17 protein-coding genes are annotated in these 18,863 nt (G+C 39.9%); all 17 read left to right on the top strand.

What is annotated here, in order from left to right; all coding sequences use genetic code 11:
* Window positions 1-67: 67 nt before the first annotated feature.
* On the top strand, window positions 68-1,012 hold the full coding sequence (gene mdh / locus BPOF4_RS14860) for a malate dehydrogenase (protein WP_012960014.1): 945 nt from the start codon (window positions 68-70) through the stop codon (window positions 1,010-1,012).
* A gap of 222 nt (window positions 1,013-1,234) precedes the next feature.
* Complete coding sequence (locus BPOF4_RS14855; RefSeq protein WP_012960013.1) at window positions 1,235-1,960, top strand: response regulator transcription factor; 726 nt, start codon at window positions 1,235-1,237, stop codon at window positions 1,958-1,960.
* Window positions 1,953-3,734, top strand: a complete 1,782-nt coding sequence (gene pnpS / locus BPOF4_RS14850; RefSeq protein ID WP_012960012.1) for a two-component system histidine kinase PnpS — start codon at window positions 1,953-1,955, stop codon at window positions 3,732-3,734. The genes BPOF4_RS14855 and pnpS overlap by 8 nt, the downstream gene beginning before the upstream one ends.
* A 435-nt stretch (window positions 3,735-4,169) precedes the next feature.
* The gene (gene hflK, locus BPOF4_RS14845; protein ID WP_012960011.1) at window positions 4,170-5,120 is read left to right on the top strand and encodes an FtsH protease activity modulator HflK; all 951 of its coding nucleotides are present in this window, start codon (window positions 4,170-4,172) and stop codon (window positions 5,118-5,120) included.
* Window positions 5,120-6,052, top strand: a complete 933-nt coding sequence (gene hflC, locus BPOF4_RS14840; RefSeq protein ID WP_012960010.1) for a protease modulator HflC — start codon at window positions 5,120-5,122, stop codon at window positions 6,050-6,052. Before hflK ends, hflC begins: the two co-directional genes overlap by 1 nt.
* Window positions 6,053-6,161: 109 nt before the next feature.
* Window positions 6,162-8,789 carry a DNA polymerase I gene (gene polA, locus BPOF4_RS14835; RefSeq protein WP_012960009.1) on the top strand — a complete coding sequence of 876 codons (2,628 nt, stop codon included), beginning with the start codon at window positions 6,162-6,164 and terminating at the stop codon, window positions 8,787-8,789.
* Window positions 8,790-8,803: 14 nt separating this feature from the next.
* Window positions 8,804-9,628 carry a DNA-formamidopyrimidine glycosylase gene (gene mutM / locus BPOF4_RS14830; protein WP_012960008.1) on the top strand — a complete coding sequence of 275 codons (825 nt, stop codon included), beginning with the start codon at window positions 8,804-8,806 and terminating at the stop codon, window positions 9,626-9,628.
* 63 nt (window positions 9,629-9,691) lie between these two features.
* Window positions 9,692-10,327, top strand: a complete 636-nt coding sequence (ytaF, locus tag BPOF4_RS14825; protein ID WP_012960007.1) for a sporulation membrane protein YtaF — start codon at window positions 9,692-9,694, stop codon at window positions 10,325-10,327.
* Window positions 10,328-10,345: 18 nt separating this feature from the next.
* A complete protein-coding gene (gene coaE, locus BPOF4_RS14820; protein ID WP_012960006.1) occupies window positions 10,346-10,945 on the top strand; it encodes a dephospho-CoA kinase in 600 nt (199 codons plus the stop codon).
* 146 nt (window positions 10,946-11,091) lie between these two features.
* Window positions 11,092-12,117 (top strand): glyceraldehyde-3-phosphate dehydrogenase, encoded by a 1,026-nt coding sequence (locus BPOF4_RS14815; protein ID WP_012960005.1) that lies wholly within the window; start codon window positions 11,092-11,094, stop codon window positions 12,115-12,117.
* A gap of 363 nt (window positions 12,118-12,480) precedes the next feature.
* Window positions 12,481-12,864, top strand: a complete 384-nt coding sequence (speD, locus tag BPOF4_RS14810; RefSeq protein ID WP_012960004.1) for an adenosylmethionine decarboxylase — start codon at window positions 12,481-12,483, stop codon at window positions 12,862-12,864.
* Window positions 12,865-13,009: 145 nt separating this feature from the next.
* Window positions 13,010-13,411 carry a hypothetical protein gene (locus tag BPOF4_RS14805; RefSeq protein ID WP_012960003.1) on the top strand — a complete coding sequence of 134 codons (402 nt, stop codon included), beginning with the start codon at window positions 13,010-13,012 and terminating at the stop codon, window positions 13,409-13,411.
* A 124-nt stretch (window positions 13,412-13,535) separates the two neighbouring features.
* Window positions 13,536-13,991, top strand: coding sequence for a transcriptional regulator NrdR (gene nrdR, locus BPOF4_RS14800; RefSeq protein WP_012960002.1), 456 nt, complete (start codon window positions 13,536-13,538; stop codon window positions 13,989-13,991).
* A 76-nt stretch (window positions 13,992-14,067) separates the two neighbouring features.
* The gene (locus BPOF4_RS14795; RefSeq protein WP_012960001.1) at window positions 14,068-15,579 is read left to right on the top strand and encodes a replication initiation and membrane attachment family protein; all 1,512 of its coding nucleotides are present in this window, start codon (window positions 14,068-14,070) and stop codon (window positions 15,577-15,579) included.
* Window positions 15,580-15,581: 2 nt separating this feature from the next.
* On the top strand, window positions 15,582-16,517 hold the full coding sequence (dnaI, locus tag BPOF4_RS14790; RefSeq protein ID WP_012960000.1) for a primosomal protein DnaI: 936 nt from the start codon (window positions 15,582-15,584) through the stop codon (window positions 16,515-16,517).
* 112 nt (window positions 16,518-16,629) lie between these two features.
* Window positions 16,630-17,742 (top strand): cyclic dehypoxanthinyl futalosine synthase, encoded by a 1,113-nt coding sequence (gene mqnC / locus BPOF4_RS14785; protein WP_012959999.1) that lies wholly within the window; start codon window positions 16,630-16,632, stop codon window positions 17,740-17,742.
* A gap of 191 nt (window positions 17,743-17,933) precedes the next feature.
* Window positions 17,934-18,797, top strand: a complete 864-nt coding sequence (gene ytxC / locus BPOF4_RS14780) for a putative sporulation protein YtxC (protein WP_012959998.1) — start codon at window positions 17,934-17,936, stop codon at window positions 18,795-18,797.
* Window positions 18,798-18,863 lie beyond the last annotated feature (66 nt).

The raw sequence follows: 18,863 nt of genomic DNA, 5'->3' as shown, positions 1-18,863 counted from the left end.
GGTAAAATGATATAAACTTAATTTATGGAATAAATCGTTTCACTATCATAACTGGGAGTTGATGAAGATGGCAATTAAGCGTAGAAAGATTTCAGTTATCGGTGCAGGTTTTACCGGCGCCACTACAGCATTAATGGTCGCTCAAAAAGAGCTTGGCGATGTTGTATTAGTGGACATCCCTCAATTAGAGGGGCCGACTAAAGGGAAAGCATTAGATATGCTTGAATCAACGCCTGTACAAGGTGTGGACTCAAACATTATCGGCACATCAAGCTATGAAGATACGAAGGATTCAGATGTTGTCGTGATCACTGCTGGGATTGCTCGTAAGCCAGGGATGAGCCGTGACGATTTAGTCAGCACTAATGCCGGTATTATGAAAGCTGTAACGAAAGAAGTAGTCAAACACTCGCCAAACTGCTATATTATCGTTTTGACGAACCCAGCAGATGCTATGACGTATACTGTGTATAAAGAATCAGGATTTCCTAAAAACCGTGTAATCGGTCAATCTGGTGTTCTGGATACGGCTCGTTTCCGCACGTTTGTTGCACAAGAATTAAATTTATCAGTTGAAGATATTACTGGTTTTGTTCTTGGCGGCCACGGAGATGATATGGTCCCTCTAATCCGTTACTCAGCAGCTGGAGGAGTACCGTTAGAGAAATTGATTCCAAAAGAGCGTATTGATGAGATTGTTGAACGTACACGTAAGGGCGGCGGTGAAATCGTTGGCTTATTAGGAAATGGCAGCGCGTATTATGCACCTGCAGCTTCACTTGCTCAAATGGTTGAGGCGATCTTAAAAGATAAGAAGCGTGTTATTCCTACAATTGCTTACCTTGAAGGCGAGTATGGATATGAAGATTTATATGCCGGTGTGCCGACGATTCTAGGCGGCGACGGTATTGAAAAAGTAATTGAACTTGATTTAACAGATGAAGAAAAATCTGCTCTAGAAAAATCAGTAGAGTCTATTCGCAATGTAATGCAGGCTCTGCCAAACGATTGATACAGTGAAGTATGCCTTATGGACCTGATGTTCATAAGGCTTTTTTATTTGCTCAATTCCTTTTAACCAGTGAAAAAACTAAACGAGTAAAATAGAAAAGAATGATGAAATGTGAAAGAACTTTGGTATACTAACTATGAAAAGGGATGAGTACATAAGTAAGACGTTTTTGAAGCCGTTTAATATAAGATCTACATAAGGTAGAGTGTGGAGGGTAACAAAATGGCACAAAGAATTTTAGTAGTAGATGATGAAGAATCGATTGCAACACTATTGCAATTTAATTTAGAGCAGTCAGGGTTTGAAGTGACTGTCGCATCAGATGGAGAAGAAGGATTAGCACTTGCTAAGGATGAACCTTTTGATCTGTTGATACTTGATTTAATGTTACCTAAAATTGATGGCTTAGATATTTGTAAGCAGCTAAGACAAAATAAAAAGATGACGCCTATTCTCATGCTGACAGCCAAAGACGATGAGTTCGATAAAGTATTGGGACTTGAGCTTGGGGCGGATGATTATATGACGAAGCCCTTTAGTCCAAGAGAAGTAGTGGCTAGAGTCCGAGCGATCTTAAGACGTTCCGCTCAACTCTCAGAGACAAGTGAGGCGGCTAATAATGAAGAAAACGGCCGTGTCATAAAAATTGGTGATGTGGAGATTTTCCCTGAAAATTATGAAGTTCTCGTTCATAAAAAAGCGTTAGAACTGACTCCAAAAGAATTTGAACTATTTCTTTATTTAGCTAATCATAAGGGCAGGGTGCTGACGAGAGACCAATTATTAAATGCAGTATGGAACTATGAGTTTGTGGGTGATACAAGAATAGTGGATGTTCATATCAGCCATCTGAGAGAAAAAATTGAACCGAACACGAAAAAACCAGTGTACATTAAAACAGTGAGGGGCCTAGGCTATAAATTAGAAGAGCCGCAGCTTCATGCATAAGCTTAAATTCAGGCTTGTCTTTGCGATCCTAAGCGTTACGTTGCTTGTGATGGCAAGCTTAGGATTAGTGATTGGACAAGTATATAAAAATATATATGAAAATCATCTAACAGATCGACTAATGAAAGAAGCTGAGCTTGCTGCTTTTACAATTGAATCTCATTCAGAAGAAGCGATTGATGAACAGCAGCTGGCGCTCAGGATGAGTGAAAGGCTCGATGCCCGGGTCACAATCATTGCAGCAGATGGTACTGTTCTAGGGGAGTCAGCAACCGATCCAGAGGATATGGATAATCATGCAGACCGGCCTGAAATCAGGGAAGTCCGTGAAGGTAAAAATGGAACAGAGATGCGGTACAGTGATACGATTGGACAAGAGCTGTTATATTATGCTGTTCCTTATCAAGTAGATGCTGAGCAATCTGGATATGTAAGACTTGGTCTTGCGACACAGACGATTGCTAAGTTGAATGAAACTATTTGGACAATCCTCATTGTCAGCTTTACTGTTGCGTTTATTGTAATTGGTGCGATTACGTACCGTATAGCTAATGAAATGATCAGACCAATTGAAAATGCTTCAGAAGTAGCGATTGAACTTGCAGAAGGTAATTTTAAAGCGAGAACATTTGAAGGGAAACAGGATGAAGTCGGACAGCTGACTCGTTCTATGAATGTTCTCGCTTATAATCTTGAACAAATAACAAAACGTCACGAAGCGCAGCAAGAGAGACTCGAGACGTTAATAAACAATATGGGTAGCGGACTTATTTTCATCAATACAAGAGGGGATATTTCGCTGATTAACCAAAAATGTCACGAGATCTTTGAGGAAAATACAGATAAGTGGCTCAATCAGCTGTACCATGAAGTATTCAAGTCCAAAGAGTTAATCAAAATTGTGCAAACAATATTTATAACCGAAAAAAGACATCGAGAACAGATACAACTTGTGACCGGAATTGATACAAAGCACTTTGATATTCAGGCAGCTCCTATTTTGAGCGAAATGGGTATGGTAAAAGGAATTGTACTTGTCCTCCATGATATAACAGAACTAAAAAAATTAGAGCAGGTGCGAAAAGACTTCGTAGCAAATGTATCACATGAATTAAAGACGCCGGTTACCTCAATCAAAGGATTTTCAGAAACACTGCTTGATGGCGCTATGGCTGATCCTGCTTATATGGAAAAGTTTCTAACGATTATCCATAAAGAGAGCGAAAGGCTGCAAAGTTTGATTCAAGATTTACTCGAGCTTTCAAAATTAGAACAACATTATTTTCGTTTGAATTGGGGTAGGGCTGAGTTAACAAAAATTGTTCAAGATGCAGTTGAGTTATTAAGGCCAAAGGCTGAGGCAAAAGAAATTGCTCTTTCACTGCATGCAGCCTCTTCAGTAGAAATGGACGGGGACTCAGAACGACTGAAACAAGTGGCGATTAATTTAATCAGCAATGCGATAACCTATACTCCGAACCATGGAGAAATTAATGTCTCAGTCACACAGGATCATCAATCAATCTTATTTACTGTTTCAGATAATGGAATTGGGATAGAATCAAGTGAACTGCCGCGAATATTTGAAAGGTTTTACCGCGTAGATCGGGCACGGAGCAGAAACTCTGGAGGGACAGGTCTAGGTCTTGCGATTGTTAAACATTTAGTAGAAGCACATAACGGAAAGCTTTCAGTTGAAAGTGAGCTTGGTCATGGAACGACGTTCACCATTCATTTTATGAAAGATCAGATGATAGATCAAGAGAAGCAGTGAGAACCTAGCTTCATGGGATAGAATAGAAAAAGAAAATTTTACAATATATTTACATTCTATTCATTAATGCTTAATGAAGATCATCTACAATGATTAGTGAACGGTTTCATCAATAAGGGCAAACGTTAGGTGCTCATCCCATCTCTATGTTTGTTCACGTTGATTTACATCCCCTTAAAAAGACGAAAGCACCCCCTTAGCTTTCGTCTTTTCCCATTCCTGTACATCCTCCTAAACGTACAAAATTCACCAACATTTTATCAATATTTACAATTTTTCCTGCATGTTAGAGAGAATCTATACTATAATAGTAAGGGATTTTCTAACATTATAGAATCAATCGTATAAAATCTATCGTTCTTTTTTCATAGGATTTGAATCTTTTTGGAAAGTCATCTCGTATAAAGTACTAATGATAAAAGAGGGGGATTACGTATGACAATCAAACAGTTAGTTGTTGGGTTTGTCTCCTTGATCGGTATAGCCATTCTTGCTTTATTTCTTGCAACAGGCTGGTATATTGTCGATGAATCAGAGCAAGCCGCATTAATTACATTTGGAAAGGTTGACGAAACAGTCACAGAACCAGGCTTGAAATTTAAGATGCCTTGGCCGATTCAGCGAGTAGAGATTTTATCTAGAGGTACATACAATCTGCAAGTAGGATACAGTGAGCAGGATGGTGAAGTGGTTGAATTTACGAATGAAGCAAAAATGATCACAGGGGATGAGAATATCCTTTTTGCTGATCTTGCTGTTCAATGGAGAATCACAGATCCTGAGCAATATTTATACAGCACTGAGGATGCTAGAACTGTATTGTACAGCGCAACCTCAGCAGCACTGCGCGGCGTGATTGGAAGTTCTGGCATTGATGAAGCTCTTACTGACCAACGCCCGGAGATTGAAGCAAAAGTATTTGAGAATTTGGTAGAGTTGCTTGAGATGTATGAGATTGGCATTAGTATTCAAGATGTAAAACTACAAGACGTTGAGCTGCCGACTGAAGAAGTTCGTCGTGCGTTTACAGATGTAACAGATGCTCGTGAGGAACGTTTAACTAAAATTAATGAAGCAAACAAATACAGAAATCAGCAAATAAATGAAGCTGAAGGGGAAAAGGATGCCATTATTTCTCGTGCAGAAGGGACAAAAGCAGAGCGGATTGAGCGTGCCCGCGGGGATGCTGCTTTATTTGACTCTTTATACAGTGAATATGTCGTCAATCCAGAAGTAACGAGACAGCGTTTAGTATTAGAAACACTTGATCGAGTTCTTCCGAATACAGAGATTTATATTATGGACAGCAACAATGATACGGTTAATTATTTGCCGATTAGACCGCTTGAGCGTCGTCCTGAGGCTGCAGAGGGGGGAAGTAACTAATGAGTGACGAGAACATTGTCGATTTAAATGAACGTCGTCCTAGTGACGAGTGGCGTAAATATGTGAAGTTGATTGCTGTAGCCATTATATTAATTACGATTTTAGCTACAATTATTAGTAATTTGTTTATTGTAGAACAAGGTGAATATAAAGTTGTCCGCCAATTTGGTGAAGTCGTGCGTGTGGTAGATGAACCAGGGTTAAATTATAAACTGCCTTTCATTCAATCCGTTACCACTCTTCCAAAATATCAAATGATCTATGATATTCCGCCTGCTGAGATTAATACATTAGATAAAAAGAGAATGCTTGCCGACCATTATGCATTATGGCGGATAGAAGACCCGCAATTAATGATTTCTAATGCTGCAACGATTGAGCGTGCGGAAGCGATCATGGGTGAAATTATTTTCTCAGCCATCCGTGCAGAGTTAGGACAGCTGAATTTTGATGAGATTATTAATGAAGAAAAATCTTCTAGAGGAAGTTTTAATGAAATGGTTCGTGAACGAGTAAACGAAGCGTTAGAACGCAGTAATTACGGCATTATCTTGACTGATGTTCGAATGAAGCGCACGGATTTACCAGAGGAAAATGAAGAGGCTGTCTATCGTCGGATGATTTCAGAGCGTCAATCGACAGCACAGGACTACTTGTCTCAAGGTGACGCGGAAGCAAACCGTATTAAAGCGAATACTGATCGAGAAGTACAAGAAATTGTTGCAACCGCAACAGCCGATGCGCGTGTGATTGAAGGTGAAGGGGAGGAAGAAGCTGCGTCTATTTACAATGACGCGTTCGGACGTGACCCTGATTTTTATCAGTTGTACCGCACACTTCAATCTTATGAGCAGACAATTGGTGAAGAAACAGTCATTGTCTTACCTGCTGACTCTCCGTATGCTCGTATTCTAATGGGATATATCGATTAAACAGGATTATTCATAAAAGGAAGTCTCGCATATGCGAGACTTTTCTTTTTCGTTAGCCGTTATGCTACAATTAAAGACAAGAATAAACGTGTAGAAAGGAGCCGATTCGTTGAAGAAGCTCATATTAATTGATGGAAATAGTATTGCATATCGTGCATTTTTTGCCTTGCCGCTGCTTAATAACGATAAAGGCGTTTATACAAATGCTGTGTATGGATTTACTACGATGCTGTTAAAAATTATCCAAGAAGAAAAACCGACTCATATGCTTGTTGCATTTGACGCTGGTAAAACGACGTTTCGTCATAAAACATATGAAGAATATAAAGGAGGACGTCAAAAGACTCCGCCGGAACTCTCTGAGCAGTTTCCTTTAATTCGTGAGTTATTAGATGCTTTTAATATTAAAAGGTTCGAGCTTGATAATTATGAAGCAGATGATATTATCGGTACTCTTAGTAAGGAAGCAGAAAAAGAAAAGTGGGAAGTGAAAGTTGTTTCTGGTGATAAAGACTTGCTGCAGTTAGTCTCGGATTACGTCACAGTGGTCCTCACTAAAAAAGGAATTACGAATGTCGAGTCATATGATGAAGCGTTGATTGATGAAAAATATGGTATTAAGCCGCATCAAATCATTGATATGAAAGGACTGATGGGAGATAGTTCAGATAATATCCCTGGAGTGCCTGGAGTCGGTGAGAAGACTGCGCTTAAATTACTGAAACAGTTTGGAACGATTGAGAACGTGTTAGATTCTGTTGATGACGTTTCTGGCAAAAAGCTTAAAGAAAAACTTTCGGAAAATAAAGAACAAGCATTGATGAGTAAAGAGCTTGCGACCATTTTTACAGAAGTTCCGTATAACCTTACCTTAGACGAACTTAAGTTTGGTGAATACGATGAAGAAAAAGTCGTGTCGCTCTTTAAAGAGTTGGAATTTAAATCGTTAGTGGATCAATTTGATACAGGCGTGAGTGCTGCAGAGAAGGAGTTAGAGGAATTATCTTTTGATGTAGTGGAAGAGGTAAAAGAAGAACATCTCGCAACGCCAGCTGCTATGGTTGTAGAAGTATTGGATGAAAATTATCATCAAGCAGATATTGCAGGGTTTGCTCTTGTACATGAGAAAGGCCGGTACTTTATCCCGACAGAAACGGCTCTTCGTTCTGATTTGTTTGTTGAGTGGGCAAAAGATGAAACCAAGAAAAAGTGGCTGCTAGATGCCAAACGTGGTGTGGTCGTTTTAGGGTGGAAAGATGTGCTGTTAGATGGAGTTGATTTTGACTTGCTGATGGCGTCTTATCTGCTTGATCCGTCTCATTCATCTCATGACCTAAGTGACATTGCGACTCGAAAAGGAGCCAAAAGTATTCAAGCGGATGAAGCGGTGTATGGAAAAGGTGCTAAACGAAAAGTGCCTGAGACAGACGTGTTGGCTGAACATTTAGTGAGAAAAGCTAATGTCATTTATGAACTGAAAGAGCGGATGGAAGAAGAACTGAAGAAAAATGAACAATTTGAGCTGTTTAAAGACTTAGAAATGCCTTTATCGGTCGTGCTTGGGCGCATGGAAACAGAAGGTGTAAAAGTTGATATCGACCAATTAAAAGCAATGGGTGAAGATCTAGCAAGCAGGTTAGCGGAGCTTGAAAAACATATTCATGAGCATGCTGGGGTGTCCTTTAATATTAACTCCCCTAAGCAGCTAGGGGAAGTGCTGTTTGAGAAGCTCGGTCTGCCGGTCATTAAGAAAACAAAAACAGGCTATTCTACTTCGGCTGATGTTCTTGAGAAGCTTGCTGAAGACCATGAAATCATTCGTCATATCCTTCATTACCGTCAGCTTGGCAAACTTAACTCGACCTACATTGAAGGACTAGTTAAAGTGACACATAAGGGTACGTCTAAAATTCATACGCGATTTAATCAAGCACTGACACAAACAGGCAGATTAAGCTCTACGGACCCGAACTTACAAAATATCCCGATCCGTTTAGAGGAAGGCCGAAAAATTAGAAAAGCGTTTATTCCGTCTGAGGAAGGCTGGAAGATCCTTGCTGCCGATTATTCGCAAATTGAATTGCGGGTGCTTGCACATATCGCACAGGATGAAAAGCTGATTACTGCCTTTAAAGAAGATATGGATGTTCATACGAAAACGGCCATGGATGTATTCCATGTAAGTGAAGAAGATGTTACTTCAATGATGCGCAGAAGTGCTAAAGCAGTTAACTTCGGAATTGTATATGGAATTAGTGATTATGGACTATCACAAAGCCTGGGGATTACTCGTAAGGAAGCAGCAAAATTTATTGAGCGTTATTTAGCGAGTTATCCGAATGTAGCAGAATATATGGAACGAATTATAGAAGAGGCGAGAGAAAATGGTTATGTATCTACATTGCTTAACAGACGCCGTTATCTCCCTGAATTAACAAGCCGTAATTTCAATCAGCGCAGCTTTGCTGAGCGAACCGCAATGAATACACCTATTCAAGGAACCGCAGCAGATATCATTAAAAAAGCCATGGTCGAGATGGCTCTTCGTTTAGAAGAGGCAAACCTAAAGAGCAGACTGCTTTTGCAAGTGCATGATGAACTAATATTTGAAGTGCCGCCTGAAGAGGTGGACGAGATGATGAAAATAGTTCCTGAAGTGATGGAGAATGCAGTAGAGCTGGCTGTTCCCCTAAAAGTTGATATATCAGCCGGTGATACTTGGTATGATGCGAAGTAAGGAGAGAGGACAACATGCCTGAATTACCTGAAGTTGAAACGGTCAAACGGACGTTAACAGAATTAGTGATCGGTAAAACGATAGCCGGAATAACCGTTAAGTGGGCAAATATAATTAAAGAGCCGGCGGATGTTTTGGAGTTTGAAACACTTCTTATGAATCAAACGATTCGGAGCATACGAAGAAGAGGGAAGTTTTTACTTTTTGAGTTCGATGATATCGTAATGGTTTCTCACCTTCGAATGGAAGGTCGTTATGGTCTATATGAAAAAGAAGAGCCGCTGCCTCCTCATACTCATGTTATTTTCCATTTTACAGATGGGGAAGAGCTAAGGTATCAGGATGTGAGGAAGTTTGGCACGATGCATCTATTTCCAAAAGGCTCAGAAGAGAAGGTCCTGCCTTTAGCTCATTTAGGGGTAGAGCCATTTTCTGAGCAATTTACCTCAGAGCTTTTAATGAACGCATTTCAGAAAACCAATCGGAAAATAAAGGTTGCTCTCCTAGACCAAAAAACGGTGGTAGGGCTTGGAAACATCTATGTCGATGAAGCATTATTTAGAGCTCGTATTCATCCTGAGAGATTAGCACATTCTTTAAGCAAAGAGGAAATGGCTGTATTGCATAAGGCGATTGTTTCCACTTTAGAAGAAGCAGTTGAAATGGGAGGAAGCTCGATTAAGTCCTATGTGAATGGTCAAGGTGAAATGGGAATGTTTCAACAGAAATTAGGTGTGTACGGAAGAAAAAACGAACCTTGCCGTCAGTGTGGTACGGACATTTTAAAGACCGTTGTGGGAGGCCGAGGCACTCATTTTTGTCCAAATTGCCAATTGTAACGTACATCGGATAGGCTTTTGCCATATACTATCGTATCGTCTAGGTGGGAGGAGCTTATCACGATGGTTGAGATTCTTTCATTACTTGCGCTCGCACTTGCTGTGAGCTTAGATAGTTTCGGTGTAGGGTTAACGTATGGACTTAGGAAAATGAAACTGCCATTCAAATCTTTACTTTTTATTGCTTGCTGCTCTGCAACCTCCATTTTACTAGCTATGGCATTTGGAAGTGTAATCCAGCGAGTTCTGCCAGCTGAGGTCGCGGGCTCTATCGGCGGGATGATCTTGATCTTGATTGGAGCTTGGGCCATGTATCAAGTGTTCAGGCCGGCAAAAGCTTCCGAGAAAACAAAAGAAGATGAGATCATTATGAACTTTGAAATTAAAATGTTTGGTGTCGTTATTCGAATACTGAGAAAGCCGATGGTTGCTGATATTGACAATTCCGGTACCATTACTGGCCGTGAAGCCGTGTTGCTTGGGATTGCTCTGTCCCTTGATGCGTTTGGGGCGGGGATAGGAGCGGCTTTAATTGGTTTTTCTCCGATTCCAATGGCTGTAAGTGTGGCCTTAATGAGTGCTTTATTTGTCACGCTCGGCATGAAGAGCGGATTCCGTTTTTCAGAGTCGCGCATGATGAAGAAATTTTCATTTATTCCTGGGTTGCTTTTAATTGTTTTAGGAATTTTAAGTCTGTAAGGAAGAAAGGGTACGGATATGCTGATTGGATTAACAGGGGGTATTGCCAGCGGGAAATCTACCGTTTCCAACTGGCTGAGTGAACACGGTTATCCCATAATTGACGCGGATAAAATTGCAAGAGATGTGGTAGAGCCAGGCATGGGTGCTTACGAAGCGATTGTAGGGCAGTTTGGACGTGAGATATTATTTGAAGATGGCACGATTAATCGCAAAAAGCTAGGTTCTATAATATTTAAGGATGAGAAAAAGCGGTCGGAATTAAATCAAATTGTTCATCCTGCGGTTCGGCGTGAAATGCTTGCCCAAAAAGGCAGGTATGAAGCCGAAGGTCACGAGACAATTATTTTTGATATTCCGCTTTTATTTGAGAGTAACTTGTTTCATCTTGTTGATCGGGTGATGCTTGTGTATGTTGATAAACAAACACAACTGAACCGTTTGCTAGACAGAGACCAGGCAGGAAGTGAAGATGCAAAAGCAAGAATCGCCTCGCAGCTGCCATTAGAGGATAAAAAATCGCGTGCAGATTACATTATAGATAACAGCGGGTCACTTGAAGAAACCTTTCAACAATTACAAAATGTGATACAACATTGGTCAAAAGAACCCTTCTAATCAGTTAGAAGGGTTCTTTTTATAGTCAGACACACATTTTCCACAGTTTTTTTCAAAAAGTAATCGTCCTTTTATGGTATATATGATATACTAATTAACATAAAAACAATATTGAGTATAACATATATTTGGAGAGGGGAATTCTAATGAAGGTTAAAGTTGCCATCAATGGATTTGGTCGTATTGGCCGTATGGTATTTCGTAAAGCAATGCTTGAGGATGAAGTGGAGGTTGTTGCGATTAATGCGAGCTACCCGGCAGAAACACTTGCTCACTTAATTAAATATGACAGTATCCATGGAACATACACTCTTCCTGTAGAAGCGAAAGACGATACGATTGTAGTTGATGGAAAAGTAGTCCAACTGCTTCATTCACGTGACCCTCGTGAGCTGCCATGGGCAAAGCTTGGAGTAGACATTGTTATTGAAGCTACTGGTAAATTTAAAACACAAGAAACGGCTGGATACCATATTGAAGCTGGTGCAAAGAAAGTATTAATCACAGCTCCAGCAAAAGATGAAGATGTAACGATTGTGATGGGTGTAAATGATCATGAATATGACCCAGGTAATCACCATATTATTTCTAACGCATCATGTACAACAAACTGCCTTGCACCTGTTGCAAAGGTTATTGATGAGACGTTTGGAATTGAAAGCGGTTTAATGACAACGGTACACGCTTATACAAATGATCAAAAGAATATTGATAATCCGCACAAAGACCTTCGCCGCGCTCGTGCATGCGGACAATCAATTATTCCTACTTCAACAGGGGCTGCAAAAGCAATTGCTAAAGTTCTTCCGCAGCTTGAAGGCAAATTAAACGGGATGGCATTACGTGTTCCTACACCTAACGTGTCTTTAGTGGACTTAGTAGTTCAAGTGAAAAAGGACGTGACTCAAGAAGAAGTGAATACTGCTCTTAAGATGGCTGCAGAAGGATCACTTAAAGGTATTTTAGGTTTCTCTGACGAACCGCTTGTTTCCATTGATTTTAACGGTGAAGAGCAATCATCTGTAATTGACGGTTTATCAACAATGGTGATGAGCGATCGTCAAGTGAAGGTTCTTGCTTGGTATGATAACGAATGGGGATACTCTTGCCGCGTAGTCGATCTCATGAATCTTGTGGCAAAAAAAATAGCTGAACCTACTCATGTGAGCTGATTTTAACGTTTGTACGATTGCTTTATCGTATATAAGCTCATAGCAATGTCCTGTTTGGTTACCCTAACAAAAGAGAAGTGCTCATGAAATGAATGTATACCTATGTTTGCACAAATCCTGGTTATTGTTTCACTGCACATTAAAAAATGTAGCAAAAATTTCTTTTAAAAAAATGACAAGGATTGGTTGCATTCAATTTATAAAACAAGTATACTGATTTTCGTGAACTTCAATTAAAGCAAACCAGGATGCGTTTACTTGCAGAAAGGGTTAGGACCTCTTTGGACTAACTTTCCCCCGTGTAACTGAACGATCCTACATGCTTGAGAAGGCATGAATTTTTTGTGAAGGGGGATTCAACTTATGGACACTATGGGTCGTCACGTTATTGCAGAACTTTGGGGATGTAATATTGAGAAGTTGAATAATATGAGTTTTATCGAACAAACATTTGTAGATGCTGCACTTAAAGCAGGTGCAGAAGTACGTGAAGTAGCATTTCACAAATTTGCACCACATGGTGTTAGCGGCGTAGTCATCATTTCAGAGTCTCATTTAACGATTCACAGCTTCCCAGAACATGGATATGCAAGTATTGATGTCTATACATGTGGAGATCGTATTGATCCTAATGTAGCATCTAATTATATTGCTGAAGCGCTTGGTGCTAGTACAAGTGAAGTGATTGAAGTACCAAGAGGAATGGGACCAGTCAAAGTAGAAAAAACAACAGTAAATGCGTTCTAACATAAAGAGAACATTTGGCGCAGGTTAGTTTGCGCACATAAAAAGAGGGGCATAGATGCTCCTCTTTTTTGTGTATACTGAAACTGATTTGCTTAGATGAGTGTGGTATGATTAATGAAAGAAAAAGAAAAGTTAGGTGAATATAATGTCTATTCGTCAGTTTATTGGTCAATTTATTAATAATCATACTGAAACAGCTGAATCTCATTATGATGAACGGTTAAGAACTCGTTACTATAAAACTTCTAAAGATAAAGCCATGCATGCAGTTGAATCTGTACTTTCTTCATCCGGATGGAAAATCAAAGAGGCAGAAACCGGCCGAGGAGAAGTGATTGCCGAGCCCCAAAAAGGTGGACAGTCCCTTCTAGTCGCCACTATCGTAACGGTAAAGCCTTACCGAACGGCTATTGATATTTCTTGTTCAAGCGGTACAAGCCTCCCAAGTGATTTTGGAAAAAGTAAAAAGATCGTTGTGGCTATTTATGAGAAATTAGATAAGGAACTGCCGTATTTAGGTACCGGAATGGCAGATGAATTTGTGTAGAGAATAAGGCAAATTCATTAGCTTGGCTTGTCAGATACCTTCTTTTTTTATATGATAGAGTTAAGAACCAGACTGTATCGGTGTAGGTGACACGTGTTAGGGTACAGTAAGTGGAGATGATTACATGCGGTGTCCAGCTTGTCAATATAATGGAACAAGGGTGCTTGACTCAAGACCAAGCCACGAGGGACGTTCAATTCGAAGAAGACGAGAGTGCGAATCATGCAGCAATCGTTTTACAACATTTGAAATGGTTGAAGAAGTTCCTTTAATTGTAGTAAAAAAAGATGGCACACGCCAAGAATTTAATCGTGATAAAATATTGCGTGGCCTTATTCGTGCATGTGAGAAGCGTCCAGTACCTCTTGAGACGTTAGAGCAGATTGTTAACGAAGTGGAGCGGGAACTTCGAGGCAGAGGCAAAAATGAAGTCAACAGTCAAGATGTAGGCGAGTTAGTGATGGAGAGACTCGCAACAATTGATGATGTAGCTTATGTGCGTTTTGCTTCGGTTTATCGTCAATTTAAAGATATCAATGTTTTTATAAAAGAATTGACCGAATTAATGAATAAAGGTTAAAGATCAAAGAGCTGTAGTGTTGTTGCGCTATAAGCTCTTTTTTACTCATGATTTTTTTAGGAAGGGAGGAATAAATATGAGCTGGCATTGGAAGGAACTGCTTCCTGTTGATCCTTTTACAGTACGTGTTTCAGATTATTTGACGGACCTGGATCAAAAAGTAATGACATTATTGTATCAGCCGCTGGTTGGAGCAGTAGCTCATAGTTTATATATGACATTTTGGGCTCAGTTAGAAAGAGATCAATACTGGAGTGAACGTCAACCTCACAGACAGCTGATGCTCATGATGAATATTCCTCTCCAAACGATTTTTGAAGAGCGGAAAAAGCTAGAAGCTATAGGGTTAATAAGAACATTTAAAGAAACAACAGAGGAAGGCTCTTCTTATTTATATGAATTACAAAAACCTATGAATCCTAAGCAGTTTTTTGAAAATGATGTGCTTAGTGTTTATTTATTAAATCGTTTAGGCAAACAAAAGTACAGACAAATGAGAGATCGTTTTGCTGTTGAAGTTGTGAAAGAAGAAACGTATACAGAATTAACTCATTCCTTTGATGAGGTGTTTACCTCTCTACATCATTCAGAAATTGTCTCAAACCTTCAATCTGAAACATCAGATGCTATGAAGTTTAGCGGGGAGATGGAATTGTTAGGGGAGGAAAGCGATTCTTTATTATTTAGTGAGGATGAATTTGACTTTGAACTAATGAAAAAAGACTTATCAAGCTTCCTCGTTCCAGAGCGCCTTCTTACGGAAGGAGTGAAAAATGCCATTCTTAAACTGGCATTTGTGTATCGGATCAAGCCTCTTGAGATGAGCCGCATTGTAGGCCAGGCTGTTTTGCATGATGATGAAGTAGACCTTGATGTCTTGCGGAAAAAAGCTCAAGAATGGTACAAGATCGAACATAGTTCAGAGCCTCCTGCGCTTGGATTAAGGACGCATCCTGCAGAGCATCAGACGATGCGTGAAAAGGAACCTGAAACAGAAGAAGAAAAAATTATTAAATTTTATGAAACAATACCGCCGTTAACCTTACTAGAAATCAGGTCAGACGGGGCGTATGTCGCGCCAGCTGATGCGAAAATTGTAGAATCATTGCTCATTGATTATCATTTACTTCCTGGTGTAGCGAATGTCTTAATTGACTATGTGTTGTATCAGCATGATATGAAGCTGCAAAAAGCATTCATTGATAAGATCGCTGCTCACTGGGCACGAAAGAAGATCCAAAAAGTGAAAGATGCTATGCTTTTAGCGAGAGAAGAACAAGAGAAAAAGGCATTAGCAAAAGAAAAAGGCCAGAGTACTCCAGCTGCAAAAAGAAGTCAAGGTACAAGGAAGACTACAAGACGCGATCGTTTACCTAAATGGCTGATAGAAGAAAAAGAAAAAGAAAAGAATAAAGGTACGCAGCAGAATAAAAATAAGCAAGAGGACGAGAGTGAAGGTGCAAAAAGCGGTCCATCATCAGAAAACCTTTCTAATGGAGCGGGTAAAGAGACGACAGATGCCCAAAAGCGTTTTGAGAAGATGATGGAAGAGCTTAGGGCACGAAAAAGGGAGAAAGGAGAAAGCTGATAATGAAATCCATTCAATCAACGCTTAAACAATGGGCCAAAAGCACAGGATTAAAAGAACGTTTAGATAAACAAAGAGAAGAGCTTCTAACTGACCCCTATATTAAGGCATTTATTAGAGAGAATAAAGATTCCGTGACAAATGAGATGATCGATAGCGGAATGGTTAAGCTTTATGAATTTAAAAAAGAGCGCAGAGCTTGTGCAAACTGTCCCGGGCTTAAAGAGTGTCCTAACATGATGAAGGGGTATCAGCCCTCTTTATCAATTGAGCGGGGGCACTTAGAGCTTCATTATCTTCCTTGTGCCCTAAAAGTACAGGAGAAAAAGCAGAAAGAACAAAGTCAGCTCATGAAGTCCCTTTATATTCCTAAAGATATCTTATCTGCTCGTTTTGAGGAGATTGATATGGACGGCGAGAGAGGAGAAGCGGGAGCGGCAGCGCTTGAGTTTGCGTTAAAGGCAAATCCGGGTGAGGACGGTGGAGGTTTATACTTTTACGGGAAATTCGGTGTAGGAAAAACGTATTTAATGGGTGCTGTAGCAAATGAATTATTCGACCGGGGGATTGAATCGTATACGGTTTATACCCCTGATTTCTTTCGTGAGATGAAGCAGTCTCTTGGGGATGGGACCTTTCAAGAAAAGCTCGATACGATTAAAAAGGCTCAAGTATTGATCTTAGATGATATTGGAGCTGAAACGACTTCAAGCTGGGTGAGAGATGATGTGCTCGGAGCGATCCTGCAGTACAGAATGCTTGAGAAGCTGCCTACATTATTTACATCTAATTATGACTATGATGAACTTGAAGATCACCTTTCCTACTCAGACCGTGGTGGAATAGAAGAATTAAAGGCAAAGCGGATTATGGAGCGGATTAAGCACAACACGACATTTGTGACAGTGGCTGGGCATAACCGCAGAGAGAAGCGATAATACAGAAATTAATTTGAAACTTTTGGAACAGGGAGCGCCGTTGCTTCCTTAAGGGTTTCATGTATGATAGGATGAAGGTATCTTATTTTGATAGATTGTGAGGGTCATAATCATGAGCATCGATGCAATTCTTGAACGAGCGGTAAATGGGGAGCGCATCTCAATGGAAGATGCGATTGCGCTATATGAAAGTGATGAAGTTGAGAAAATGGGTGAAGCAGCCAACAAGATAATGAAAAAATGGCACCCAGAACCTGTAACTACCTTCGTAATAGGTAGAAACGTAAACTATACAAATTTCTGCGATACGTATTGTCGTTTCTGTGCATTCTATCGTAAGCCAGGACATTCAGAAGGGTATGTACTTGACAACGAACGTATCTTTGAGAAAATTCAAGAAACAATTGATGTTGGCGGTACAGAGATTCTTATGCAAGGCGGAACGAATCCTGACTTGAAACTAGATTACTATACAAATCTTCTTCGTGAAATTAAGGAACGTTTTCCAAACATCTGGATGCATTCTTTCTCACCTGCTGAGATTTGGAAAATTGCAGAAGTTTCTGATATGACAGTGGAGGAAGTTCTTCGTGCCCTGCATGAGGCTGGATTAGATAGTATGCCAGGCGGTGGCGCTGAAATTCTTACTGAGGAAACGCGCCTTCGTGTCAGTCGCTTAAAAATTACCTGGGAACAATGGATGGAAGCAATGAAAGCTTCAAAGCGTGTTGGAATGCACGGCTCAGCAACGATGGTTATCGGCTTTGGGGAATCGAACGAGGAGCGTGCTCTGCACTTACAACGCGTAAGAGATGCACAAGATGAGACTGATTGTTTTAAAGCCTTTATTTCATGGACATTCCAGCCTGAGAACACGGGTATGTGGAAGACAGAAAAGCTAGGGGCTCGTGATTATTTGAAAAATGTTGCGATTTCAAGGATTTTCCTTGATAATATTGCGAACTTCCAATCATCATGGGTTACAATGGGTCCTGAAGTTGGAAAGCAGTCGCTTGAATATGGCTGTAATGACTTCGGAAGTACAATGATTGAAGAGAATGTTGTATCAGCTGCAGGTACGACTCATAAAGTAAATACGAATGAAATTCTTCGTCTCATTCGTGAAGCCGGTAAAATTCCAGCTCAACGTAATACAAAATACGATATTGTTCGTATGTTTGACGGGGAAACTGCAGCAGAAAAAGATTTTACGATGCAGAACTAATCCTAAACCGTTTCTTTGCTATTAGCAGAGGAGCGGTTTTTTTGTTTTTCTTCCATACTGACTCGTGCATGTGAAAAACTAATCATTATTTCTACGCTCATGCATAGGATGGAATAAGGCCTGTCTAAATGACTTCATGAGTATGTAACTATAGATCAGTTTTTTAGTTGAGTTGGTTAGGGGGAATAGGTGTGATAGCCATTCATTTTGAAGAAGAGCGAGATTGTAAGCAATTATATGAACTGCTTCGTGAGTACATTGAGCGATATGCAGATCTTGGACTAGGAGGGAAAGTGGAGTCAAATGGTGTAGAAACAATTTTGCTTGATTATACAAATAAGCAGGTTAGTTTCTATGATTCGTTTCACCCCTTGTTGTCCTCTGTATTAACTGAACATGTGATAAAAACAAGAGAAGATGATTGGCTCTTAGATATTATTGAATCGATGTTTTATTTTACAGATGAAGAAGAGCAGCAGCAGATTCTGATGATCGCAAGGTCGATTTTAGAAGGAGATCGAAATGACCTGCCTTCACTCGTACCGTTCTTTAATCGTTATGCTTATATTTATGAGGCGTTTGCTAATAGTCTAGAAGAAGAAACTAATTTTTATTATGACCCATTTTTAACATTCCGGTTGAGAGATTATGGGGAGATGCTGATTGATTGTGTGGAAATTGCTATTGATGAGTATATGCTCGAACAAGAATATCAAAATATGATTGAAGATTTCCGGCAATACGTTCAAACGAAGCCTTCTAAATATAATGAAATCTATGTTGTCCATGACGGAACATTTTCTTTTTATGATCAGCATTTTAGAAAGCTTGCAAAAGATGAGGTATTGTTCCATTTGCAGGAAGAACTTATTTTCGAACATTCAATTGAGCTTGAAGAAATGGTGATAAGTCCATTGGTTAGTATGGTACCAAACATAGTTCATGTATTCTCCGATCAACCAGATCACGGGGTCGTAGTGACCATTCAAGCAATATTTCAAGAACGGATGAAGCTATATCCTTATCACCATTATGAGAAAAAAAGATTAGAATAAATGAGATGCCCTCTTGATTTTCCAATTCTGCATCCATATAATACTACATATCAACCTATTTGATAT

It is taken from the genome of Alkalihalophilus pseudofirmus OF4, from assembly GCF_000005825.2.
In the GTDB taxonomy this organism is placed as follows: domain Bacteria; phylum Bacillota; class Bacilli; order Bacillales; family Bacillaceae_D; genus Alkalihalophilus; species Alkalihalophilus pseudofirmus.
This window is presented reverse-complemented; position numbering and strand designations above follow the sequence as displayed.